Origin of the sequence: Streptomyces sp. NPDC001599, assembly GCF_042893535.1 — a bacterium.
Taxonomy (GTDB): Bacteria; Actinomycetota; Actinomycetes; order Streptomycetales; family Streptomycetaceae; genus Streptomyces.
The window spans coordinates 1-22,391 of sequence record NZ_JBIAVA010000027.1 but is presented as its reverse complement, the minus strand read 5'-3'; the positions used below and the strand labels follow the sequence as shown (position 1 = coordinate 22,391).

20 protein-coding genes are annotated in these 22,391 nt (G+C 71.9%); 17 read left to right on the top strand and 3 right to left on the bottom strand.

Features of this window, described 5'->3' with window-relative positions; translation table 11 throughout:
* The first annotated feature begins 82 nt into the window (after positions 1-82).
* From ACFYZ3_RS37270 to ACFYZ3_RS37255, 4 genes are all read left to right on the top strand, one after another.
* Positions 83-1,033 (top strand): alpha/beta hydrolase, encoded by a 951-nt coding sequence (locus ACFYZ3_RS37270; protein ID WP_388527513.1) that lies wholly within the window; start codon positions 83-85, stop codon positions 1,031-1,033.
* An 18-nt stretch (positions 1,034-1,051) separates the two neighbouring features.
* Positions 1,052-1,771 (top strand): alpha/beta fold hydrolase, encoded by a 720-nt coding sequence (locus ACFYZ3_RS37265; protein WP_388527510.1) that lies wholly within the window; start codon positions 1,052-1,054, stop codon positions 1,769-1,771.
* 105 nt (positions 1,772-1,876) lie between these two features.
* Entirely contained in the window at positions 1,877-2,218 is a 342-nt protein-coding gene (locus tag ACFYZ3_RS37260; protein WP_388527507.1) for a hypothetical protein, read from the top strand.
* Between the two features lie 169 nt (positions 2,219-2,387).
* Positions 2,388-5,159, top strand: a complete 2,772-nt coding sequence (locus ACFYZ3_RS37255) for an ATP-binding protein (RefSeq protein WP_388527504.1) — start codon at positions 2,388-2,390, stop codon at positions 5,157-5,159.
* A 20-nt stretch (positions 5,160-5,179) separates the two neighbouring features.
* Here the strand turns inward: ACFYZ3_RS37255 and ACFYZ3_RS37250 are convergent, their stop codons facing one another.
* Complete coding sequence (locus ACFYZ3_RS37250) at positions 5,180-5,587, bottom strand: OsmC family protein (RefSeq protein WP_388527501.1); 408 nt, start codon at positions 5,585-5,587, stop codon at positions 5,180-5,182.
* Positions 5,588-5,775: 188 nt separating this feature from the next.
* Here ACFYZ3_RS37250 and ACFYZ3_RS37245 point away from each other — a divergent pair, with 188 nt between their 5' ends.
* The gene (locus tag ACFYZ3_RS37245) at positions 5,776-6,519 is read left to right on the top strand and encodes an SDR family oxidoreductase (protein ID WP_388527498.1); all 744 of its coding nucleotides are present in this window, start codon (positions 5,776-5,778) and stop codon (positions 6,517-6,519) included.
* A 21-nt stretch (positions 6,520-6,540) separates the two neighbouring features.
* On the opposite strand, the gene ACFYZ3_RS37240 is transcribed toward ACFYZ3_RS37245, so the two are convergent.
* Complete coding sequence (locus tag ACFYZ3_RS37240; protein WP_388527623.1) at positions 6,541-9,282, bottom strand: ATP-binding protein; 2,742 nt, start codon at positions 9,280-9,282, stop codon at positions 6,541-6,543.
* Between the two features lie 206 nt (positions 9,283-9,488).
* Here ACFYZ3_RS37240 and ACFYZ3_RS37235 point away from each other — a divergent pair, with 206 nt between their 5' ends.
* The 3 genes from ACFYZ3_RS37235 (at position 9,489) to ACFYZ3_RS37225 (ending at position 12,321) form a co-directional block, all read left to right on the top strand.
* A complete protein-coding gene (locus ACFYZ3_RS37235; RefSeq protein WP_388527495.1) occupies positions 9,489-9,821 on the top strand; it encodes a hypothetical protein in 333 nt (110 codons plus the stop codon).
* Positions 9,822-9,927: 106 nt separating this feature from the next.
* Positions 9,928-11,394, top strand: coding sequence for an aldehyde dehydrogenase family protein (locus tag ACFYZ3_RS37230; RefSeq protein WP_388527493.1), 1,467 nt, complete (start codon positions 9,928-9,930; stop codon positions 11,392-11,394).
* Positions 11,395-11,490: 96 nt separating this feature from the next.
* Positions 11,491-12,321: a helix-turn-helix transcriptional regulator gene (locus ACFYZ3_RS37225; protein ID WP_388527490.1), complete on the top strand. Its 831-nt coding sequence runs from the start codon at positions 11,491-11,493 to the stop codon at positions 12,319-12,321.
* A 27-nt stretch (positions 12,322-12,348) separates the two neighbouring features.
* Here ACFYZ3_RS37225 and ACFYZ3_RS37220 read toward each other — a convergent pair whose 3' ends face one another.
* Positions 12,349-12,957, bottom strand: coding sequence for a malonic semialdehyde reductase (locus ACFYZ3_RS37220; RefSeq protein ID WP_388527487.1), 609 nt, complete (start codon positions 12,955-12,957; stop codon positions 12,349-12,351).
* A gap of 121 nt (positions 12,958-13,078) precedes the next feature.
* Here ACFYZ3_RS37220 and ACFYZ3_RS37215 point away from each other — a divergent pair, with 121 nt between their 5' ends.
* The 9 genes from ACFYZ3_RS37215 to ACFYZ3_RS37175 all read left to right on the top strand — a co-directional run bounded on the left by ACFYZ3_RS37215 (position 13,079) and on the right by ACFYZ3_RS37175 (position 22,192).
* Complete coding sequence (locus ACFYZ3_RS37215) at positions 13,079-13,480, top strand: winged helix-turn-helix transcriptional regulator (RefSeq protein WP_388527484.1); 402 nt, start codon at positions 13,079-13,081, stop codon at positions 13,478-13,480.
* 201 nt (positions 13,481-13,681) lie between these two features.
* On the top strand, positions 13,682-16,495 hold the full coding sequence (locus tag ACFYZ3_RS37210; protein ID WP_388527481.1) for a BREX system ATP-binding domain-containing protein: 2,814 nt from the start codon (positions 13,682-13,684) through the stop codon (positions 16,493-16,495).
* A gap of 130 nt (positions 16,496-16,625) precedes the next feature.
* Positions 16,626-17,363, top strand: coding sequence for a sigma-70 family RNA polymerase sigma factor (locus tag ACFYZ3_RS37205; RefSeq protein WP_388527478.1), 738 nt, complete (start codon positions 16,626-16,628; stop codon positions 17,361-17,363).
* Positions 17,364-17,645: 282 nt separating this feature from the next.
* A complete protein-coding gene (locus ACFYZ3_RS37200) occupies positions 17,646-18,056 on the top strand; it encodes a MarR family winged helix-turn-helix transcriptional regulator (protein WP_388527475.1) in 411 nt (136 codons plus the stop codon).
* A gap of 9 nt (positions 18,057-18,065) precedes the next feature.
* Positions 18,066-18,416, top strand: a complete 351-nt coding sequence (locus ACFYZ3_RS37195; RefSeq protein WP_388527472.1) for an ArsR/SmtB family transcription factor — start codon at positions 18,066-18,068, stop codon at positions 18,414-18,416.
* A 231-nt stretch (positions 18,417-18,647) separates the two neighbouring features.
* Positions 18,648-19,415, top strand: coding sequence for an SDR family NAD(P)-dependent oxidoreductase (locus ACFYZ3_RS37190; RefSeq protein ID WP_388527469.1), 768 nt, complete (start codon positions 18,648-18,650; stop codon positions 19,413-19,415).
* Positions 19,416-19,649: 234 nt separating this feature from the next.
* Complete coding sequence (locus ACFYZ3_RS37185) at positions 19,650-20,105, top strand: VOC family protein (protein ID WP_388527466.1); 456 nt, start codon at positions 19,650-19,652, stop codon at positions 20,103-20,105.
* Between the two features lie 422 nt (positions 20,106-20,527).
* The gene (locus ACFYZ3_RS37180; RefSeq protein WP_388527463.1) at positions 20,528-21,331 is read left to right on the top strand and encodes an SDR family oxidoreductase; all 804 of its coding nucleotides are present in this window, start codon (positions 20,528-20,530) and stop codon (positions 21,329-21,331) included.
* Between the two features lie 36 nt (positions 21,332-21,367).
* A complete protein-coding gene (locus tag ACFYZ3_RS37175) occupies positions 21,368-22,192 on the top strand; it encodes a hypothetical protein (protein ID WP_388527460.1) in 825 nt (274 codons plus the stop codon).
* Positions 22,193-22,391 lie beyond the last annotated feature (199 nt).

Below are 22,391 nucleotides of genomic sequence, written 5' to 3'. Positions count from 1 at the left end.
TCGACACGTCACACATCGACTCCTCACGCGGTCTCATGAGGTGGAAAGTCATCCAAAAGCCTCATCACCGCAAGGAGTGACCATGAGTGACTTTGTTCTCGAGCCCGCCGCGCAGGACTTCGCCGACGCCACCGCCAAGCCGCCGTTGCTGTACGAACTCGGTGTCGAGGGAGCCCGCAAGCTGCTCGACGACGTCCAGTCGGGTCCGGTGGAGAAGCCGGACGTGGACGAGAAGTGGATCACCGTGCCCGCCGAGGTCGGCGATGTGCGGGTGCGCATCGTCAAGCCCGCCGGCACCACCGGCGTGCTGCCCGTCGTCCTCTACGTGCACGGCGGCGGCTGGATCCTCGGAAACGCCGGCACCCACGACCGTCTGGTGCGGGAACTGGCCGTGGGCGCGGAGGCGGCCGTGGTCTTCGTCGAGTACGACCGCTCCCCGGAGGCGAAGTACCCCGTCGCCATCGAGCAGGCCTACGCCACCGCCCAGTGGGTCACCACCAAGGGCGCCGACGAAGGCCTGGACGGCTCCCGCATGGTCGTCGCCGGTGACTCCGTCGGCGGCAACATGAGCGCCGCCCTCACCCACATGGCCAAGCGGCGCGGTGACGTGACCTTCCTGCACCAGTCCCTCTACTACCCCGTCACCGACGCCGGGCAGGACACGGAGAGCTACCGACTCTTCGCGCACGGACCGCACCTGACCGCGAAGGCCATGGAGTGGTTCTGGAACGCCTACGCCCCCGATCCGGCGGAGCGGGACCAGATCACGGCCTCGCCGCTGCGCGCCACCCCGGAGGACCTCCAGGGGCTGCCGCCGGCGTTCGTCGTGGTCGACGAGAACGACGTGCTGCGCGACGAGGGCGAGGCGTACGCCCGCAAGCTGATCCAGGCCGGGGTGCCGACCACGAGCGTCCGCTACAACGCCAGCCTGCACGACTTCATGATGCTGAACCCGGTCCGCGGAACGCAGGCCTCCAGCGCGGCGATCGAGCAGGCGATCCACGTTCTGCGCAAGGCCCTCGGCACCGACTGATCCGGAAAGGCCACACTCATGAGTGCACAGAAACCGACCGTCGTCCTCGTGCACGGCGCGTTCGCGGACTCGTCCAGCTGGAACGGCGTCGTCGAGAAACTCCGGTCGCACGACTACCCGGTGGTGGCCGCGAGCAATCCGCTGCGCGGGCTGACCGAGGACAGCGCGTACGTCAGACAGCTCCTGGAGTCCATCGACGGGCCCGTGGTCCTCGCCGGGCACTCCTACGGCGGCTCGGTCATCAGCAACGCCGCGACGGGACTCGGCCACGTCAGGGCTCTCGTGTTCGTCGCGGCGTTCCTGCCGGACGAGGGCGAGAGCGCGCTCGACCTGTCCGGCAAGTTCCCGGGCAGCACCCTCGGGGAGACGCTCCGCCCGGTACCGGTCACGCTCCCCGGCGGCGGCCGCGCCGCGGACCTCTACATCGAGCAGAGCAGGTTCCACCAGCAGTTCGCCGCCGACGTCCCGGAGGAGACCACGGCGGTGATGGCGGCCACCCAGCGGCCCGTGGCCGACGCCGCGCTGGCGGAGGGCGCCTCGGCGCCGGCGTGGAAGGACATCCCGTCCTGGGTCCTCGTGGCCGCCGAGGACCGCAACATCCCGGCCCAGGTGCAGACGTACATGGCCGAGCGCGCGAAGGCCACGGTGGTGCACGTCACCGCTTCCCACGCGGTCAGCGTGTCCCGTCCGGGCGACGTCGCCCGGCTGATCAACGAGGCGGCGCAGGCGACCGGCTGAGCGGAGGGTGGGCCGCCGCCCCCGGGAGGACCGGCGGCGGCCCACCGGCACCGCGCCCGCCGCGGCGCCGCGTCACGTCCCACCGGAGTGACACGGGAGTACCTCATGAACACGAGCAAGCAGGCCGCTCGCGGGCTGGCCGACATACAGGCGTTCCTGTACCGCGAGGCGCACCTCAGTGCCGCTCGCCGAAGGGTGTCCGCCTTCGCGGCGAGGGCCGACGGGCTGACCCACGGGCAGCGGACGGACCTGGAGCGGTGGTACCTGGAGGAACAGAAGTACGTCGCCCGCATGGTGACCGAGCACATAGCGGAGCGCATCGGCGAGGCCGAGGCGGCACACCGCCTCCGGTTCGGCCGCTGGCTGCGAGGCACGATGATCGCCATGACCGCGATCGGTCTGACGATCTTCGTGTGCACGGCGGTCGTCGTGGGATCGATGACCTGATCCACCGACGCGTCACCGCGTCACCGCGGAATCCGTAGCGGCGGCTTCCGGCCAGTGCGCCCCGGCCGGAACGCGAGGTCGGGACGACGGGCACGCGCCCCGGCAATCAGTTTGAGACAGGTCTACGGAAAGTGAAACGCCGGGGTATCGTGACAGCCGGGAGGCTGCCATGGTGAGGGACGGCGCAGGGACCGAGCTCATCGGGCGGCAGGACGAGTGCAAGGTCCTCGACGACCTCCTCGCGCAGGCCAGAGCGGGTCGCAGCGGAGTACTGGTGGTGCGCGGTGAGGCGGGCATCGGCAAGACCGAGCTGCTGAACCACCTGCTCGACCGGGCCACCGGGTGCCGCGTCGTCAGAGCGGTCGGCGTGCAGTCCGAGATGGAGCTCTCCTACGCCGGGTTGCACCAGCTCTGCGCACCTCTGCTCTCCCACTTGGAGAGTCTCCCCGAGCCACAGCGCAACGCCTTGCGCACGGCTTTCGGCATGCAGGTCGGTGACGCTCCCGACCGATTCCTGGTCGGCCTGGCCACGTTGAGCCTCCTCGCCGCCGCAGTCGGCGAGGAGCCGTTGCTGTGCATGGTCGACGACGCGCAGTGGCTGGACCGCGTCTCGGCCCAGACGCTGGAGTTCGTCGCCCGACGGCTGCTCGCCGAGCCTGTCCTGCTGGTCCTGGCCGTTCGCGAATCCGGCTCGGGCGAGGTGCTCGCAGACCTTCCGGAGCTGGCCCTGCGCGGACTCGGCGAGCGCGATTCCCGCGAGCTCCTCGACTCGGTCGTCACCGGCCCGCTCGACCAGCGGGTCCGCGACCGCATCGTCGCCGAGACGCGCGGCAATCCGCTGGCCCTGGTGGAGCTGCCGCGAGGCCTGACCCTCCTCGAGATGGCCGGGGGATTCGGCGTACCGGAGAGCCGTCCCCTGTCCGGCCAGATCGAGGCGGGTTTCCTCCGCCGCATCCGGTCCCTCTCCGCGCAGACGCAGCAGATGCTCCTCATCGCCGCCACCGAACCGGTCGGTGACGTGTCCCTGCTGCGGAGCGCCGCCGAACGCCTCGGTATCGACGTGGACCGCGCCGCGACCGAAGCCGAGGCGTCGGGTCTGATGACCCTCGGCACCTGGGTCCGCTTCCGTCACCCACTGGTGCGCTCCGCGGCGTACCGCGCCGTCGGGCTCGAGGAACGCCGGCGCGTGCACGCGGCCCTGGCCGAGTCGATCGACGCCACGCTCCATCCCGAACGCCGTGTCTGGCACCTCGCCAGTGCCGCGACGGGCCCGGACGAGAACGTCGCCGCCGAACTGGAGGGCTCCGCCGGGCGAGCGCACGCGCGCGGTGGTGTCGCCGCGGCGGCGGCCTTCCTGGACCGGGCCACCGCGCTGACCCCCGATCCGGTGCGCCGCGGAGCCAGGGCGCTGGCCGCGGCGCGGGCGAAGTACCAGGCGGGCGCCTTCGACACCGCGAGGGAACTGGTCGACGCGGCGGAGCTGAGCCATCTCGACGAGGCCGGAGCCGGACGCGCGACCTTGCTGCGCGGGCAGATCATGTCGGCGGCCAAGAGCGCCAGCGCCGGACTGCCGCTGCTGCTCGAGGCGGCGAAGCGGCTCCAGCCGTTCGACTCCGCACTCGCCGACCAGACGTACCGGGACGCGATCTACGCGGCTCTGACCGCGGGCCGACTGGCCACGGGCGGGGTCCGTGACGTCGCCGACGCGGTGCTCAGCACGCCGGGCCACACCGGCACCGAGAGCCGGGAGACCAGCCTCCTGACCGGTCTCGCCCGGGTGGTGACCGAGGGTTACGCGGTGGGCGCGCCGATTCTCCTGGACGCCGTGGCGGCGTTCCGGGAAGGGGAACTCTCCCGGGAGGACGGCCTGGGCTGGCTGCCGTTCGCGTGCCGCATGGCGCACAACACCTGGGACTTCGCCGCCTGGTCCGAACTGTCGGCACGGCTGGTCGACCTCGCCCGCGGCAACGGAGCGCTCGCCGTGCTGCCCTCGGCCCTCCTGCTGCGCCTGTCGAACCGGGTGTTCGCCGGCGACCTGCGCGGGGCGGCCTCCCTGACCGTGGAGGCGAGCGCGATCGGCGAAGCCACGGGCAGCAGCTTCTTCGCCCACTACGGCGCACTTGTCCTGGAGCCCTTCCGAGGGCGGGAGCCGGCCACCCGGCAAGCGATCGAGACCCTTACCCAGGACCGCCTCCTGCGCGGGGAGGGCAAGGTGACGACGGCCACCCAATGGGCCGCCGCCGTCCTCTACAACGGCCTCGGCAGATACGAGGAGGCCTACGCCGCGGCCGAGCGGGGCTGTGAGAACCCGCAGGAGTTGGGCCTGTCCCTCCAGTCCCGGGTCGAACTCGTCGAAGCGGCCGTGCGCCTCGGCCGTACCGAGCGGGCCGCCGGGGCCGTACGCACGATTGAGGAGATGGCCCAGGTCAGCGGCACCCCCTGGGCGCTCGGCACCTCCGCGGCGGCGCGCGCCCTGGTGAGCGAGGGCGAGACGGCCGACGCCCTGCACCGGGAGGCGATCGAGCGGCTCGACACGGCCGGGGTCCGGATGGAGAGCGCCCGCGCACGGCTTCGGCACGGTGAGTGGCTGCGCCTGGAACGGCGCCGGGCGCAGGCGCGTACCCGCCTGAGCGAGGCACACGAGATGCTCGACGCCGCCGGGGCCGAGGCGTTCGCGGAACGCGCCCGGCGTGAGTTGAAGGCCGTCGGCGTCAAGGTGCGGGGCCGCGCCCCGGCGGAGACCGCGGTCCTCACCGTGAAGGAGGCAGAGATCGCCCGGCTCGTGCAGGGAGGCTTCACCAACCCGGAGATCGGCGCGCGGCTCTTCCTCAGCCCGCACACGGTCGAATGGCATCTGCGCAAGGTCTTCGCGAAACTCGGCGTCTCCTCCCGCAAGGAGATCGGCTCGGTGCGGTTGGAGGCGATGGCGACCGCGCCCTGACCCGCCCGCCGAAGGCCGGCTCAGACGTGCGACGCCTCCGGTTCCGCCAGCAGCGCGGGCACCGTGACGATCTTCGCCTCCCGGGCCAGCAGGCGGTGGACGGGACAGCGCCCGGCCGCCGCCAGCAACTGCTCCCGCTGAGCGGGCTCCAGGTCGCCGGTCAGCCCGACGTTCTTGACGATCTCACCCTGCTTCCCGAACCGCACGGCCACGTCGATCCGCTCCAGCGGCCAGTCGTGCCGGTCCGCCAGAGCCCGCACGGCCATGGAGGTGCAGGACCCCAGCGCGGCCAGCAGCAGCTCGCCCGGGGTGGGGCCCTCGTCGGCGCCGATGGGCTCGGGCTCGTCGGCAGTCAGGTGGTGCGTGCCGATCGAGACGGAACGGGTGAGCCGGACGCCTTCGGCGACGGTCACGATGCGCGTGGTCATGGGTCTTCCTCTCGGCCGAGGTACGGGGACCGGGTGGGGCCCGTCAGATCCCTCTTCCGCAATGACCGAGCGGTGCGGGCGGCTGTGACAGTCCTGCCGGCGAGGGGGTGTCGGGGTGTCACAGACGGGGCGCGCGTCCTGTCACCCGGGTGTAGCGCACGAACCATGTCGGCGGGAAGAGGCAGCACATGCGGGTGGCCGTGGCCGGAGGAACCGGTCTGGTGGGGAAGTACGTAGTCGCCGAGTTGCGGGCCGCCGGGCACACACCGGTGGTCCTCGCCCGTTCGCACGGCGTGGACCTCACCACCGGCGCGGGTCTGGGCGAGAAACTGTCCGGCAGCGACGCGGTGATCGACGTGGCGAACATCGTCACCACGAGAAGGAGGACCGCCGTCGAGTTCTTCTCCCGCACGACCGGCCACCTGATCGCCGCCGCGCGCGCCGGCGGGGTCGCGCATCTGGTCACCCTGTCGATCGTCGGCAGTGACGAGGTCGACTTCGGTTACTACTTCGGCAAGCGCGCCCAGGAGGAACTGGTCCGCGACTCAGCCGTGCCGTGGACGGTGGTGCGCGCCACCCAGTTCTTCGAGTTCCCGGAACCGCTGCTGAACAGTGCGTCACCGGTGGTCATGGTGCCGAGAATGCTGACCCGGCCCGTCGCCGCCCGGGACGTCGCCCAGACGCTCGTCGAGCACGCCGTCGAGGGCCCGGCGGGCATGGCACCCGAGATCGCGGGACCCGACCAGCTGGACATGGTGGACATGGCGCGTCGCATCGCGCGAGCGCGGGGCCGCCGCCGCCTCGTCGTGCCGGTGACGCTCCCGGGCAAGGCCGGCAAGGCCATGACCACGGGCGGCCTGCTGCCACGCGGCGAGTACCTGCGCGGCCGCCGGACGTTCGACGCGCACCTCGCGTCCCTGAGGGCGGCCTGACACCCGGTCAGGCGGTGCCGCTCACAGGACCGTGCTCAGGAGGCGCCGGGAGGTGATGCCCAACTTGGCGTACACCTTCCGCAGATGCCATTCCACGGTGTGCGGGCTCAGGAACAACTGGGCGCCGATCTCGGAGTTGGTGAGCCCGTCCCGGGCCAGGCGCGCGATCTGGCTCTCCTGAGGCGTGAGCGCCGCCACGGCGGCAGCGTCGCGGCGGGCCACCGTCTCACCGGTGGCCCGCAGTTCGCGGACGGCGCGTTCGGCGAACGCCTGCGCGCCGAACCGGGCGAACTGGGCGTGGGCCATCCGCAACTGCGTTCGGGCGTCGGCGCGGCGGCCCTCCCGCCGGAGCCACTCCCCGTACAGCAGACGCGCCCGGGCCGTCTCCATGGCGGCCTGAGTGCGGCCGAGTCGCTCGATCGCCTCCCGGTACAACTCGTCGGCCGCCGTTCCGTCACCGAGCAGGGCGCGGCAGCGCAGCTGGACGCCCAGTGCCCAGTCCGTGGCAGCGGCGTCCGTGTCGCTGGTCAGCCGGACCAGTGCCGCCTCGGCCACATCGAGCCGGCCGCTGCGCGCCCCGGCCTCCACCACCTCCACCAGTCCCCAGCCGGCCGCGACCAGGTCCTGCGGGTGCGCGCTCGCCCGACGGGCGGCTTCGAGCGCTTCCTCGTACCGGCCCAGGCCGTTGAGGAGCAGGGCCTGCGCCCGGCTCGCGACGGCCACCCCGATGCCCTCACCGCGGCCGAGGGCCTCCTCCGTGCCGGCCTTGATCAACGGTGCGGCCTCGCTCGCGCGCCCCTGCCAGGCGGCGAGCGTCATCGTGCCGTACGGCGTGAAGCCGTCACCGACCGCCTCCTGAACCCGGCCGGTCTCCGCGAGGAGCAGCGCCGCCGCGTCCAGTTCACCGGCGGTCGTGTGGACGACCACCCGCGAATTGAGCGCCAGCGGCAACTCGGTCAGCGCGCCGACCGCACGGGCGGTGCGCACATGACGGGTGACCAGTTCCGTCCAGGCCTCGTGGTCCCACATGTCGGCCGCCAGTGCCGAAGCCACCCACGACCAGCGCAGTACCTCGTCGGGCTCGGTCTCCCGGCGGAACGTGCGTACCGCCTCGCGCGAGACGGTGACCGCGTCGCGATACCCGTCGAGGAAACGGGTGGTGAGCGCGTCCAGCAGGAGATCGGCGTTGCGCGGCGGTCCTGTGCGGGGCGGGGCCGTCCCGCGCGCGGCCGCCGCCACCTCGCGTACGAGCGCCTCCGACGTGAGGCGTCCGGCGAACATGGCGGCCGACAGGGCGTCCAGGAACGTCTCGCGGGCCAAACCCACATCGAGCGGGACCAGGCGTCGCGCGGTGGCCAACAGCCTGGGGAGCACTTCGTCCAGGCGGCTGGAGGCGAAGGAGATCCGGGCCTCGACGAGATCCGCACGGGCCCGGCCGAGTTCGTCGAGCGGGCCGGCCCGTGCCAGCTCCAGCAGGTCGCGCGCCGCGGCGGGCGCACCGGCACGCAGCTTCGCCTGGGCCGCGGCGAGGGCGCGCGTCGCCTTGCGCCGCGGGTGCGGCGTCAGCACGGCCGCGTGGGCGAGGAACGCGGCCGCCGCGGCGGTGCCGCCCCGCGCCCGCGCTCGTCCGGCCGACGACTCCAGCTCCGCGGCGATGACCTCGTCCGGCCGGACCGTGGCCCGCGCGAGGTGCCAGGCACGGCGGTCGGGGTCGACGCCGGGGTCCGTCGCTTCGGCCAGCACGCGGTGCACCTCCCGCAGCTCCGCGAGCCCGGCCGACCGGTAGATCGCGGAGCGCAGCAGCGGATGCCGGAAACGCACCAGCGTGCCGACGTCGAGCAGCCCCGCCGTCACCGCCGGCTCCACCGCGTCCGGGGCGACGCCCAGTCGCTCGACGGCGCTCCGGAGCAGCGACACGTCACCGACCGGCTCGGCGGCGGCCGCCAGCAGCAGGCGCTGCGTCGGCTCCGGGAGCGAGCGGACCCGCGCGAGGTAGCTCCGCTCGATACGACCGGTCACCCTTCCGGGACCGTGCGGAGCGGACCCCTCGACCGCTTCCGCATCGACGTGGCCGTGGGGGAGTTCCAGCAGCGCCAGGGGGTTGCCGCGGGCCTCGGCGAGGACGCGGTCGCGGATCCGCTCGTCCATCGGGCCTTCGGCGCTCGCGTCCAGCAGCGCGCGGGCGTCGGTGTCGTCCAGCCCGTGCAGTGTCAGCTCGGGCAGGCCGGCCAGGTCGTCGCGGCCCCGCTGCTCACGGGTGGCGAAGATCAGGGCCAGCGGTTCGGCGAGCATCCTCCGCGCCACGAAGGCCAGCGTCTGCGCGGAGACCCGGTCGAGCCACTGGGCGTCGTCCACGAGGCAGAACAGCGGTCGCCGGGCGGCCACGTCGGTCAGCAGCCCGAGCACGGCCAGACCGACCAGGAACCTGTCCGGAGGCGGCCCCGCGCTCACCCCGAACGCCGTGGCCAGCGCTTTTGCCTGCGGCGGCGGGAGGGAGCCGGTGTGCCCGAGGAAGGGAGCGCACAATTGGTGCAGTCCCGCGAACGGAAGCTCCATCTCCGACTCGGCACCCGCTCCCCGGGCGACCCGGTGCGCGGTGACGCGTGCCGCCAGGTGATCCAGAAGGGTGGACTTCCCGATGCCGGCGTCGCCACGCAGCACCAGCACCGCGCTGCGACCTGCCTCCACCTCCGAGACCAGCCCGTCCAGCACGTCGCATTCACGGCGCCGGCCACGCAGCCGCTCAGGACCCTCCCCGCTCACGCTGCCCCCCACACGCGGCGAGCATAACAACACGGCGTGCGGCCGGGGCAGGGGTTGCCGCCGAGGTCGCCAGCGGCGGCGGCTGTCACAGAACGGAGAGCCGTCTCATCAAGAGGGCAGAACGCCTTCTTTCCCATACTCGCGCCGGTGTCCCGGCGCCGGACCCGTCCGGCCCGGCATCGCAAGCCGAGAGGAGACGACCTCACATGCTGACCGCGATGGACCGTTCCAGCCCTTCGGGGACCACGGAGACAGGAACCCACGGGTACGTACAGCACGAGAAATGGCTGATCGGCGTGCCGTTCCGAACCACCGCTTCCCGCGTGGTCCGGTTGTACTACGTGGTGGGTGAGGCCGGTGACGTCTCCCGGGCGGTGCGCGTCGCCTTGGCGCGCGCCAACAGTGCCCGGGAGAGGCAGGCGCGGGGTGGCGGGTCCGTCACGGCGGAGGACCTGGAGGTCCGCAGGATCACGCTGGACGCACTCGGGCGCACGGGTCTGGACGGCCCCGGCGACCGGTCGGCGGCGCCCTCGTGGTGAGGGCCGGGAGCGTCGGGCGGCGCCTCGCGCCGCGGCCGCGACGTCCCACGGCAGTGCCACGCGCGCACGGTTCTGTGACCCGGATCATGGGCACGGGAGGGCATGGATGTCCCGCGCCGCGCGGTGTTCGCTGGGCGACATGAACGAAAGCCCCAGGACTCCTTTCCCGACTCCTTCCCACTGGATCGACGGCCGTGCCGTCACCGGCTCCGGACCGCTGATCGACGTGGTGAACCCCGCCGACGAGTCGGTCGTCGCCCACTTGCACGAGGCCACCGCCGAAGACGTGGACATGGCAGTCGACGCCGCGGTCGCCGCCATCCCCGGATGGGCCGCGACGCCCCCGCGGTACCGGGCGGACGTCATGCGACGCCTGGCCGAGGGCCTGCAGAAGCGGAGTGAGGAACTGGCGGCCGCCATCACCCTGGAGATGGGCGCCCCCATCGCCTTCTCCCGGCAGGCGCAGGTCGGCTTCCCGGTCGCGTCCACCCTGGCCGCGATCGCCGCGGCCGAGCGGTTCGAGTGGAGCGAGACGGTCGAGAACTCGCTCGTCGTCCGCGAGCCCGTCGGAGTGGTGGGCGCCATCACCCCGTGGAACTTCCCGCTCCAGCAACTGGTGACGAAGGTGGTCCCGGCGATGCTGGCGGGCAACACTGTCGTCCTCAAGCCCTCGGAGCTGTCTCCCCTCAGCGCCCGGATGTTCGCGGAGATCGCCACGGAGGCCGGGCTGCCGAACGGTGTGTTCAACGTGGTGCAGGGAACCGGCCCGGTCGTCGGTGAGGCCCTGTCCCGCCACCCGAAGATCGACATGATCTCCTTCACCGGATCCACCCGCGCCGGCAAGAGCGTCTCCAGTGCCGCCTCCGGAACGGTGAAGCGGGTCGCACTCGAACTGGGCGGCAAGGCGGCCCACATCATCCTCCCCGAGGCCGACCTCGACTCGGCCGTCGCCCGCGGACTCGCCTTCGCCTGGGCCAACGCCGGCCAGGCCTGCGGTGCCTACGTGCGCATGCTCGTGCCGGAGGACCTTCAGACAGCCGTGGTCGACAGGCTCCGGACCGCCGCCCAGGAGTACGTGGTCGGTGATCCGACGGCCGAGGGCACGCGGATCGGACCACTCGCCTCGGAGACCCAGCGCCGACGCGTCGACGACTACATCCGGCGCGGCATCGCCGACGGCGCCACCCTCGTGACGGGCGGCCCCGGCCGGCCCGAGGGGTTCGAGACCGGTGCCTACGTCAGGCCCACGATCTTCTCCGACGTCGCACCGGAGTCGGTCATCGCCCAGGAGGAGATCTTCGGCCCCGTCCTCGTCGTCATCCCCTACACCGACGACGAACACGCCGTCGAGATCGCCAACGGCACGGTCTACGGCCTCAACGCCGCGGTGACCGGGGACGAGGACCATGCCATGGCGATCGCCATGCGCCTGCGTGTCGGCCAGGTCGACGTCAACGGCGGCCAGCACAACTTCCAGGCGCCGTTCGGCGGGTACAAGCAGTCCGGCAACGGCCGGGAGATGGGCCGTGCGGGCCTAGAGGAGTTCCTGGAGACCAAGGCGATCACACGCTGACGCACCACGCCACCGTGTCCGCGCAACACACTGTTCGCCGGGAATGACGCACCCCGGAGACGACGTTCACGCCGTTGACCCACCGAAGGGACGACCATGGCAGACCGCGCGGCGCTGGCCGCTTTCCTGCGGGCACGCCGCGAGGCGCTGCAACCCGAGGACGTCGGGTTGCCCCGCGGCCGCCGCAGGCGTACCGGAGGACTGCGCCGGGAGGAGGTCGCGGCCCTGTGCGACATGTCGGTGGACTACTACAGCCGGCTGGAGCAGCCGCGGGGTCCGCACCCCTCGGAGCAGATGCTCACCGCGATGGCCCGCGGCCTGCGCCTGTCACTGGAGGAACGCGATCTCCTCTTCCAGCTCGCCGGTCACGCCCTGCCGCGCCGTGCGCGACGCGGCGATCACGTCGCCCCCGGGACGATGCGCATCCTGGACCGGCTGGAGGACACTCCCGCCCAGGTGATGAACCACCTGGGCGAGACGCTGAGCCAGACACGTCCCGCGATGGCCCTGCTGGGCGACCAGACGGCCTACACGGGACTGGCGCGCAGTTCCCACTACCGCTGGTTCACGGACCCCGCCGCCCGTCTGCTCCACCCCGCGAGCGATCACGCCGAGCAGAGCCGTCTCATGGTGGCCGACCTCCACAGCGCCTACTCCCGCGACGGGGGCGACTCCGGTGCCGCCGCGCTCGTGGACGCGCTGAACCGGGAGAGTCCGGAGTTCGCCGGCCTGTGGCGGCAACGCCCCGTGCTGGGACCGTACTGCGCCTCCAAGCGCTTCGTGCACCCACAGGTGGGGACACTCGAACTGCACTGCCAGACACTGATCGATCCCGACCACGGCCAGCGGCTCGTCGTCTACACCGCGACACCCGGGACGGAGAGCCACACCAACCTCCGACTGCTGTCCCTGCTGCCGGTCCCGTGACGGTGCGGCTCTCACGCCCGCCGGGGGTCAGGCCCAGTCGAGGGCGTGCTCGTGGGTCAGGCGCGGCATGCGGTCGAACGCCGGGGGGCCGGCCGGGTGCCCGATGTTGACCACGAGGATGGAGTGCCAGTCGCTGTCGGCGAAGAACTCCTTGTCGATCCCGGCCGGGTCGAAGCCGGCCATCGGACCCGCGGCCAGGCCGAGGGCGCGGACGGCGAGGATGAAGTATCCGGCCTGAAGCGGTCCGTTGAACGAGGTGATGGCCTCGCGCTGGGCGGGCTCGCCCTCGAAGTACTCCTTCATCTCCGGGCGGACGGGCAGGACGTGCGGGAGGTGCTCGTGGAAGCGGTGGTCCACGGCGAGGACCGCGACGACGGGCGCCGAGGCCGACTTCGGCCGGTTGCCCTCGTCGAGGTGCGGCAGCAGGCGCTCCTTGCCCTCGGCCGTGCGGATGTACAGGACGCGCATCGGCTGGGTGTTCGCGGCGGTCGGTGCCCAGCGGGCGAGCTCCCAGATGCCGGAGAGCGTCGCGTCGTCGACCGGAGTGCCGGCGAAGGAGTACGCGGTACGGGCGTCGGTGAAGAGCGCGGCGCCGGCCTCGGCGGGAATGCGGGGGAGAGGTCCGGAAACGGACATGGGGATGCTCCTGGCTCGTTGTGCGCGTGGTGCTCGTTATGTGGGAGTAACTACGATAACCCTGGTCACTAGGAAAAACAGAGCGACCTTCGGCAGAGTAGCACCCGGTTACCCTGAGGGCATGGAGAAGGCGAAGGGCACTCGATCGGCCGACGCGGACGGCGCGGCGGCGGAGCAGCACCATCCGGCGGCTTGCGACGGTGCGCTGAGCAAGGCGTTCAGCTTCCTCGGCAAGCGGTGGAACGGCGTCATCCTGGCCACCCTCCAGCACGGACCCCTGGGCTTCGCCGAGTTGCGGCGCGCGGTGGAGGGCATCAGTGACTCGGTCCTCTCGGAACGGCTTTCCGAGCTGTCCGCCGCCGGTCTCGCATACCGCGAGGTGGAGCCCGGCCCGCCCGTCACGGTGCGCTACCGCCTCACTCCGGACGGGACTGCTCTGATGCCCATCCTGAGCGAGCTGGCCGGATGGGCGTCCCGGCATCTCCCGGACACGCCGACCGCCCGGCGCGGCGGCCGGGGTTAGACCGTCGCCGCCTCGGTCGTACGAGAGGACCGACCGGCTTGCGGGGCCCCGTGTGACAACCTTGGCGCCATCTCACATGTGGAGTGTGTCACAAGGTATGGACACAAGGTGTGCTCTGTGCTCCGGGTATTGTGAAAGGGATTGCTCCCGGCATTCGATGCGGGAGTTCGCCGTCCCCGGAGCACCTGAGGAGCCACGCGCATGATCGCCAGCCCGCTTCCGGACCTGGTCGGCCGGCACCGCGAGTGCGAGGCACTCGACGATCTACTGGCAGACCTGCGTGAAGGCGGTTCCCGTGTGCTGGTGATCCGCGGCGAAGCGGGCATCGGGAAGACGGTGCTTCTGGAGTACCTGGCCGCGCAGGCGTCACGGACGAAGGTGACCCGGGCGCAGGGCATCGAGGCGGACATGGAACTGCCCTACGCGAGCCTGCACCAACTGTGCGCGCCGTTCCTCGACCAGCTGGACGACCTGCCGGCACCCCAACGGGAAGCCCTGCGCGTGGCGTTCGGCATGGCGGCCGGTGATCCGCCCGACCGCTTCCTGGTCGGCCTCGCCGTACTCACGCTGCTCACCCGCGCCTCGGAGGCGCGACCGGTGCTCGTCCTGATCGACGACGCGCAGTGGCTGGACCAGGTCTCCCTGCAGACGCTGGAGTTCGTCGCGAGGAGACTGCTCGCCGAGGCGGTCGCGATGGTGTTCGCGGTGCGCGACCCCGAAGGGCAGGAGGCGTTGACCGGTCTGCCGGCCCTGCGCATCGGCGGCCTCGACGCCACCGCCGCGGGGGAACTCCTGGAAACCGCCGTCGGCGGCCGACTGGAGAAGCGGATCCGGGACCGGTTCGTGGCCGAGATGCACGGCAATCCGCTCGCTCTGCTGGAGTTCTCCCGAGGCCGCAGTGCCGCCGAACTGGCCTACGGCCTGGACTCGTCCGGTCACCCGATCGTCCAGGGCCCGGTCGCGAGCCGGATCGAGCGGGACTTCGCCCAGCGGCTCGGGTCGCTGCCGGAGGCGACGCGGACGCTGCTGCTGATCGCCGCGGCGGAACCGGTCGGTGACGCGAGGCTGTTGGCCCGCGCGGCCGCCACGCTCAAGATCACCCCCTTCGCCGCCCCGGCCAAGGTCGCCGGCCTGATCGAGCTGGGCGAGTCCGTCCGGTTCCGGCATCCGCTGGTCCGTTCGGCGGTCTACCACCAAGCCGCACCCGAAGCACGCCGATCGGTGCACCGGGCCCTGGCCGCCGCCACGGACCCGGTCCTGGACCCCGACCGGCGCGCCTGGCACGCCGCCGAGGCCGCGAACGGACCGGACGAGGAGGTCGCCGCGGGACTGGAGCGCGCGGCCGGCCGCGCCCGGCAACGCGGCGGCATCGCGGCCGAGGCGGTACTGCTGGAACGCGCCGCCGAGGTGACACCGGACCGCCGGTCGCGAGGGCGCCGCGCCCTGGCGGCAGCGGAGGCGCACTTCTCGGCCGCCGCGCCCGACCGGGCCACGGAGCTGGCCACAGTGGCCGAACTGTGCCCCCTGAGCCCGCTGGACCGCGCTCGCCTGGCGCGGCTGCGGGCCAGGATCCTCTTCGCCCGCAGCCGCAGCGACGAGGCGGCGCCCCTGCTCCTCGACGCGGCCGCGCAGTTCACGGCCGCCGGTTCGCCGCTGGCGCGGGAGACGTACCTGGAGGCGATCAGCGCCACCATTTTCGCGGGCCGCGTACACGGCCCCGCCGGGGCCCGCGCCGCCGCGATCGCCGCCCGCGCGTCCGGTGCACCCCCTTCCGGCTCCGAGGCCGCCGACCTGCTCCTGGACGGTGTGGCCGCGCTCCTCACGGACGGTTACGAGACCGGTGTGCCGGCGCTGCGCGGCGCCCTGGAACTGCTGGCCGGCGAAGAACTGCCCACCCGGGAGGCCACCGTGCGGTGGCTCCTGCTCGTACCGGTGGCGCTGGAGGCGTTCATCCACTACGCCTGGGACCTGCACGCGTGGGACACACTGTCCAATCGTGCGGTGCGCCTGGCCCGTGACATCGGCGCGCTCGGCGCACTGCCGCCGGCCCTCGTCTACGCCGGTGGAGTGCACATCCACTACGGCGACTTCGCCGAGGCGGACAGGATGATCGACGAGGCCGACGCCCTGGCCGCCGCGACCGGTCACGCGCCGCACAAGTACGCCACGCTGGTCCTGGCCGCCTGGCGGGGCGAGGCGGACGTCGCCTCCGGGATCATCGAGGAGGCCAGGCAGCGGGCCGACCAGCGGGGTGAGGTCTCCCTGCTGGGCGCCATGGGCTACATCCAGGGAGTGCTGTACAACGGCCTGGCACGGTACGAGGAGGCCCTGGAGGCCGCGCGTACCGGCATCGAGCACGACGGGTTCAACTTCGCCGGTCTGTCACTGATCGAGCACATCGAGGCCGCCACCCGGTGCGGTGAGCTGGAACAGGCCAGAGCCTCACTGGACCGGCTGGTCGATCTCACCCGCGCGGCCGACTCCGGCTGGGCCGGCGGTGCCACGGCCCGTAGTCGGGCCCTGCTCGCCGACGGCGAGGAGGCCGACCGTCTCTACCGTGCGGCGATCGAGGAGTTCGAGCGCGGCGGCGTCACCGTGGAGGTGGCCCGTAGCCACCTGCTGTACGGCGAGTGGCTGCGCCGCACCCACCAGCGATCGCTGGCCCGCGGGCACCTGCGTACGGCTCACGAGATGTTCGACGGCATGCGGGCGCACGCCTTCGCCGAGCGGGCCCGCCGCGAGCTGCTCGCCACCGGGGAGCACGTCCGGGTGCGGGAGGCCGCGGTGACCAGCGCGCTCACCCCCCAGGAGTCACAGGTGGCCACGCTCGCCGCCGACGGCATGACGAACGCGAAGATCGGCGCGGAGCTGTTCATCAGCCCGCACACCGTGGAGTGGCACCTGCGCAAGGTGTACACGAAGCTCGGGATCAATTCCCGCCGCGCCCTGCCCGGGGCCCTGGCGAGCAACCCGCCCACGGACCGGGACGACGAGGGCTTGGTGCGTGCGGGCTGAGTCCGTAGGCCCTGGCCCCCGGGGCCCCACGGACTCGACTACGGACAACAAGGGCGCGACGAGGGGTGCCGCGGACGGAGGGTGGACCCATCGCCCCTGAAGGGGCGCCCGTTCACCCGAAGGAGTCCCGATGTCCGCGCCCAGTCCGGAGACCACCACGCCGGCCGGCACCCCGGCCGCCCGGCCTGCCGAGGGGGACCTGGACACCGCCCTCCACGTCTTCCTGGCCCAACGCAACCGGCTGTTCCGGATCGCCTACCGGATCGTCGGGGACGCCGCGGGAGCCGAGGACGTGGTCCAGGAGGCGTGGGTGCGCTGGCAGCTCACCGACCGCGCGGAGGTCAAGAACCCGGTCGCCTTCCTGACCACGACCACGACCCGCCTGGCCATCAACGTCATCCAGTCCGGGCGGCGCCGGCACGAGACGCCGTCCGAACCGCGCTTCGCCGACCTCGGTGACCTCGCCTCGTCCGACGACCCGATGCTCCGCGCCGAGCGGACCGCGGCGATCGAGTCGGCCCTGGCCCTCCTCATGGCCAGGCTGACGCCGGACCGGCTGGCCGCCTATGTGCTGCGCAAGGGCTTCGACTACACCTATACGGAGCTGGCGAAGCTGCTGCGGATCAGCGCCCCGAACGCACGCGTGGTGGTCCACCGCGCCCAGGCCCGACTCGACAGCGAGCGCGAGCGGCCGATCCCCATCGAGTCGCACCGTCGTCTCGTCATCGCGTTCCGGACCGCCGCCGACACCGGCGACCTCGACGGTCTCGTACGACTGCTCGTCCCCGGGGAGCCGGTGCGCCGCCTGGCACACCCGTCCCGCAGACCGGTCGGCCCGGCGCACGTCCCGGCCCGTCAGGCCGCGTGACGGCGAGCGGCGAAGCGGCTCGCTCCGCCCTGGGCCGGTGCGTTCGCGCCGCCAGACCTCGCCCGGCCCCCTGTTGTCACATCCGAGGCCTCCGTCTTGTCTCCCTTGTGCGGGCAAGCGGGTGCGGCTCACCTGCCGCGCCCTCGCGCCGGGAGACCGCCCCGGCACCGAGCAGTCGGACCGCCGGGGACAGCAGGGAGGTCACCACCCATGAGCGACGATGCCAGGTTGATCGCACAGTGGAACAGGCTGACCCGGGTCCACCGTCGGATCGAAGCCCGTATGGAGCGACACCTGCACCGGCAGCTGGGCCTGGGCGTGAGCGAGTTCTACGCCCTGCGCACGTTGAACGAGGGGGTGGCAGCCGGTACGGGACTGCTCTATCTGAGCGACCTGGCCAACGGGACGGGGCTGAGCCAGTCGGCCACCAGCCGCCTGGTCACTCGCTTGCAGGAACGCGGCCTGATCACCACGCACACCGCGTCCAACGACCGCCGGAGCATCGAGATCGAGCTGACCGCCGTCGCGCACGACGTGTTACGGCTGGGATCTCCCCTGCTGAGCCAGGCGGTCGAGGAGGTCGTGCGCCAGCTCCACGTCGAGGAGACCGACAAGGACCTGCTCCGCTACCTGCGTGGAGGAGGGAGCGACGGTGCGGGAACCCATGTTCGAGAGTCGCCGAACGTTCGGTAGCATGGCCGTATGCCGGATCACCACGCGTCACCCGCGGACAGCGAGATCTCCCTGCCTCGCCTCCTCGGGGTGCTCAGCGATCCGACGCGGCTGGGCATCGTCCGGATCCTGTCCGACGGCACCGAGAAAGGGTGGGGGCAGTTCAGTGCTCCCGTCGCCAAGTCCACGCTCAGCCATCACCTCAAGATGCTGCGCGAGGCGGGCGTGACCCAGACCCGCCAGGAGGGCACGCGCTGCTTCGTGAAGCTGCGGGGCGATGCCCTGGAGGCTCGCTTTCCCGGCTTCCTGCCGGCGCTGCTGTCCGCCGCCGTCGCCGACCACATCGGGGACCACGTCACCGAGCGGGACGAGCAGGCCTGACCCCGTAAGAGCACTGCGTGCCGCACGCGTACTGCCCGTGTCACACCTTGTTTTGGCGTGTGCATGAGTATGTGAAGCGGGCGCCCGCGACGCGCTGCGGCAACTCCCGTGCGCACGGACAGCTTTGACTCCGCGCGCCCCGGCCGCCGTCGCCACCTCCTCATTTGACGTCCTCGCCGACCCCTGCCCATAGTGTTCTATGTACATCGAACATCGAACAAGGAGTTCCTGATGTCCGTAAACCACCCCCACCAGACGTTCTCCGGTCACGTCGTGATCGTCACCGGTGCGGGAACCGGCATCGGCCGAGCCACCGCCGTCGCCTTCGCCGAAGCGGGAGCGCGCGTGCTCGGAGTAGGGCGTCGCGAGGAGCTGTTGAAGGAGACCGCCGCGGCCCACACCAACATCGGCGTCCTGGCGATCGACATCCGCGACGACGACGCGCCCGGCAAGGTGGTGGGTGCGGCCGTTGAGCGGTGGGGGCGCCTCGACCACCTGGTCAACAACGCCGGTGCGACAGCGGTCATGCCACTGGCGGAGGCCGAGAAGCAGACGATCGTCGATCTGCTGGCGCTCAACGTCGTCGCGCCCAGTCTTCTGGCTCACGAAGCCCTGCCGCACCTGCGCCGGACCTCGGGGTCCATCATCAACCTCTCCAGCACTTACGGGCACCGCCCGATGGCTGGAGGCGCGCACTACGCGGCCACCAAGGCCGCCATCGAGCAGATGACACGGAGCTGGGCTCTGGAGCTGGCCGGCGAGGGCGTCCGCGTCAACTCGGTCGCTCCCGGCCCCACCCGCACCGACGTCATGCTGCACGCCGGTCTGACGCCGGAGGCGGCCAACGACATGTACGCCTATGAGCGCGACCGCATCCCGACCCACCACATCGCACACGCGGACGAGGTGGCTCACTGGATCCTCCGCATGGCGGACCCGGCCGGACGCCATGCGACCGGTCAGGTGCTCACCGTCGACGGCGGCCTGGAACTCATCTGACGAATGGCGCGTCGGGTCGGCTCCGGACACGAGGCGGTACCGCGTTCCCGGTCCACCGAAGCCGGGTCGTCGCATTCCGCCGAGGGCGGTCACCGGTGTCACGAACCGGCCGCCGACCCGGTCACATCTCGCAGGCGCATGCGGGTGCGACGACGGCACCCGCGCGGACGCCGGCGGGCCGGACGTCCGGAGCCGACCCGTGACTGCTCGGGCTCATGAAGGGACGACGGGTCGATGACACCACCGGGGAAGCTGCCCGCACCGCAACACGGCCTCCTGCTCACGCACTTCCTCACGGTGCGCGACGTCGCCGTCTCCCGGCGCTTCTACGCCGACGTCTTCGGCGGAGAGGTGGTGATGGCGGAGAACCCGGCGATGGTGAAGGTCGCCAACAGCTGGATCATCATGAACCCCGGTGGCGGCCCCACCCCCGACAAGCCGGGGGTCACGCTGGAGCCGCCCCGAAGCGGTGAGCGCGTGTCCAGCTTCCTCAACGTGCGGGTGGCCGACCTGCCCGCCTTCTACGCGCACGCGGTCGCTCGGGGCGCGGACTTCCTCACCGAGCCCGTCGATCGTGGTGCCGAGCTGCGCTGCTACCTGCGCGACCCCGACGGCTACCTCATCGAGGTGGGCCAGTCCACCGGCCTGCTGCGGGGCATCCAGGCAGAAGCTGCCGCCGAGTCCGGTTGAGGCCCGCAGACCGGCGAAGTCCGCCGGCGCGGGTCGTTCACGGCCGCTGCCGGTCGCGCTGCCGGAAAGAGGTCGGCACCGAGGTCCGGGCGGTCCGTGGCGCCCCGTCCCATGAGGTACTGGCGGAAGTTGGCGAACACGGATCCCGTGGCTGGGGAGGCCGCCGCGCCGTCCTGGATCCGCACTGCGTCGTGCGACGTACCGGCCGCGCCGGTCGAGTCCACCAGTGACACTGTTCCCTTCGCTTCACATCGATGTCGTTCCGCTCAGTGTGAGCCATCGCCGACCGGGGCGTTCTCCGTGTCACACATCGGCCGCCCGCCCGGTCAAACGCTCAGCCGATCGCCGGCGGGCGCACCGACACCGTCCCGTGGCTGCTCGCACGGTCCGGTCGGTGGCACAAGGCCAGGAGGGTTACTCGTATGAAGGTCGTGGTGGTCGACGGTGGAGGCCTCATGGGCGTCGAGACCGCGCTCTGCGTCAGGGACCACGGACACGAGGTCGCCCTCGTCCAGGCCCCCGGCGATCCGCACGCGCCCGTCTGCGACGAGGTCGCCGAGGCGCTGCTGGGCTGCTCCGTGCTCGTCGACCTCGCCCATCAGCCGTCCGCCGACATCGGCACTCTCTCGGAGGACCGGGGCCTGGTCGTGGACGAGGCGACCCTCGTGGACTCCTGGGCCGCATCCACCGGCGCACTCCTCAGAGCCGGGGCCGCCGCCGGCGTCCGTCACCATGTGTGCCTCTCCGTCGTCGGCGTGGACCGTATCGGCAGTGAGGGTGTCTTCCGGGCGCTGAGGAACCGGGAGGCCATGGTCCGGCGGTCCGGGATCCCGTACTCCATCCTTCGCGCCACACAGACCTTCGACGCGGCGGAGGACATCGCGACGGCGGCCACCGAGGACTGGATCGTGTGGGTTCCGCCCGCCGAGGTGCGCCCGGTCTCCCTCACCGACGTGGCGACGCTGCTCGCGCACACCGCAGTGACGCGGCCTGTGAACGGAGTCCGTGAGATCGCGGGTCCCGAGCAGTTCCGGCTGGACGCGTTCGTGCGCACGGCCCTGCTGACGGAGGCGGAGTACCGGCAGGTCCGTACTGACGCCCTCAGCCCCTTCTACGGCGCGCGGCTCCGGCCCCGGGACCTGCTGCCGGGCCCCGACGCCTTCATCGCGCGAACCACCTACCGGGAATGGTTCGCCGGCCGGCCCGCGCCGGACACCACCTCCTGACCCCGACGACACGAACGGCACGAGAGAGAACCGCTGATGACGACCCTCAACCTCACGCTGCTCGGCGCGCTCCGCGAGATCACGGCCGCCGAACTGCCTCCCGTCACCTCCGCCCACAGCGGTCGGCCCCTGCGCCGGTACGCCCTGCAACTGCACGTACCCGACGAGCGGCACCAGGAACTGGACGCCGAACTCGAGGCGGCCGCCACGCCGGACGGAGACCACCTGCAAGGAAGCGACGCGGCCTGGCGCGTCTCGCAGGGCTGGACCGCATCCTCCCAGGGCCGCCGTCCCGAGATCTACGTCTACCGGATCGAGATCCAGGAGGTCGAGATCCTGTACGCCGAAGCTCTCGAGGTCGAGGGAGTGCGCATCGTCCCGGGCATGTACAGGGAACGGGCCGACGAGGACACCATCACGGTGACGGTCGTCGCGGAGCTGAGCGGCGAGGACGACGAGCACCTGGAGGAACTCCTCAGGGAGCCCGGGGCCTGGTACGACGTCACGCGCCGGGGCATCAGCGACACACCGGTGCGCATGCGCTTCGGACGTTGTGTGTGGCAGCGGACCGAGGAAGGGGCCCGGCGTCATCACCTGGAACTCGTCGGCGACGAGGGCAGCCCCGAGAAGGCACCCTCCGCGCTGGACCTCGCAGCCCGGCCGCGGCTGGACCGGGCCCTGGAACAGGTCGCGGCGCACACCGACGCCCTGTCCCGGCTCCTTGAGGCACTGGGCGCCGGGGGAGTACTGAGCGAGGACGCGGTCAAGGCAGTCGAAGCGGCCGCCGCCCCGCGCCCGTTGACCCCGCGGGAGCAGCGCGAACTGTCCCGTACCGATCGACTGAGCGACTACTGGAGCTGAGTCCGTCCTTCGGGGGACTGGCTCCGACACACTTCGCGCAAAGCGGAGCATATGTGTCACATCGGTCGGGTGAAGACGGTCTTCAGGGACGAGAGTTCGCCCATCCGCCCCGGCAGCGTTGCCGGTAGCCCGAGGAGTACACGTGGCCAGCACATCGCAGGCACCCAGTCCAGGAGCCAGGACGGCTCATCCCGATCAT

Bases quoted from the DNA above. Each gene is read 5' to 3' on its own strand.
- ACFYZ3_RS37175 (WP_388527460.1), top strand. From the start codon at position 21,368: ATGACGACCCTCAACCTCACGCTGCTCGGCGCGCTCCGCGAGATCACG.
- ACFYZ3_RS37250 (WP_388527501.1), bottom strand. From the start codon at position 5,587: ATGACCACGCGCATCGTGACCGTCGCCGAAGGCGTCCGGCTCACCCGT.
- ACFYZ3_RS37180 (WP_388527463.1), top strand. From the start codon at position 20,528: ATGAAGGTCGTGGTGGTCGACGGTGGAGGCCTCATGGGCGTCGAGACC.
- ACFYZ3_RS37235 (WP_388527495.1), top strand. From the start codon at position 9,489: ATGCTGACCGCGATGGACCGTTCCAGCCCTTCGGGGACCACGGAGACA.
- ACFYZ3_RS37225 (WP_388527490.1), top strand. From the start codon at position 11,491: ATGGCAGACCGCGCGGCGCTGGCCGCTTTCCTGCGGGCACGCCGCGAG.
- ACFYZ3_RS37260 (WP_388527507.1), top strand. From the start codon at position 1,877: ATGAACACGAGCAAGCAGGCCGCTCGCGGGCTGGCCGACATACAGGCG.
- ACFYZ3_RS37220 (WP_388527487.1), bottom strand. From the start codon at position 12,957: ATGTCCGTTTCCGGACCTCTCCCCCGCATTCCCGCCGAGGCCGGCGCC.
- ACFYZ3_RS37215 (WP_388527484.1), top strand. From the start codon at position 13,079: ATGGAGAAGGCGAAGGGCACTCGATCGGCCGACGCGGACGGCGCGGCG.
- ACFYZ3_RS37205 (WP_388527478.1), top strand. From the start codon at position 16,626: ATGTCCGCGCCCAGTCCGGAGACCACCACGCCGGCCGGCACCCCGGCC.
- ACFYZ3_RS37255 (WP_388527504.1), top strand. From the start codon at position 2,388: ATGGTGAGGGACGGCGCAGGGACCGAGCTCATCGGGCGGCAGGACGAG.
- ACFYZ3_RS37195 (WP_388527472.1), top strand. From the start codon at position 18,066: ATGCCGGATCACCACGCGTCACCCGCGGACAGCGAGATCTCCCTGCCT.
- ACFYZ3_RS37200 (WP_388527475.1), top strand. From the start codon at position 17,646: ATGGAGCGACACCTGCACCGGCAGCTGGGCCTGGGCGTGAGCGAGTTC.
- ACFYZ3_RS37210 (WP_388527481.1), top strand. From the start codon at position 13,682: ATGATCGCCAGCCCGCTTCCGGACCTGGTCGGCCGGCACCGCGAGTGC.
- ACFYZ3_RS37190 (WP_388527469.1), top strand. From the start codon at position 18,648: ATGTCCGTAAACCACCCCCACCAGACGTTCTCCGGTCACGTCGTGATC.
- ACFYZ3_RS37230 (WP_388527493.1), top strand. From the start codon at position 9,928: ATGTCCCGCGCCGCGCGGTGTTCGCTGGGCGACATGAACGAAAGCCCC.
- ACFYZ3_RS37245 (WP_388527498.1), top strand. From the start codon at position 5,776: ATGCGGGTGGCCGTGGCCGGAGGAACCGGTCTGGTGGGGAAGTACGTA.
- ACFYZ3_RS37185 (WP_388527466.1), top strand. From the start codon at position 19,650: ATGACACCACCGGGGAAGCTGCCCGCACCGCAACACGGCCTCCTGCTC.
- ACFYZ3_RS37265 (WP_388527510.1), top strand. From the start codon at position 1,052: ATGAGTGCACAGAAACCGACCGTCGTCCTCGTGCACGGCGCGTTCGCG.
- ACFYZ3_RS37270 (WP_388527513.1), top strand. From the start codon at position 83: ATGAGTGACTTTGTTCTCGAGCCCGCCGCGCAGGACTTCGCCGACGCC.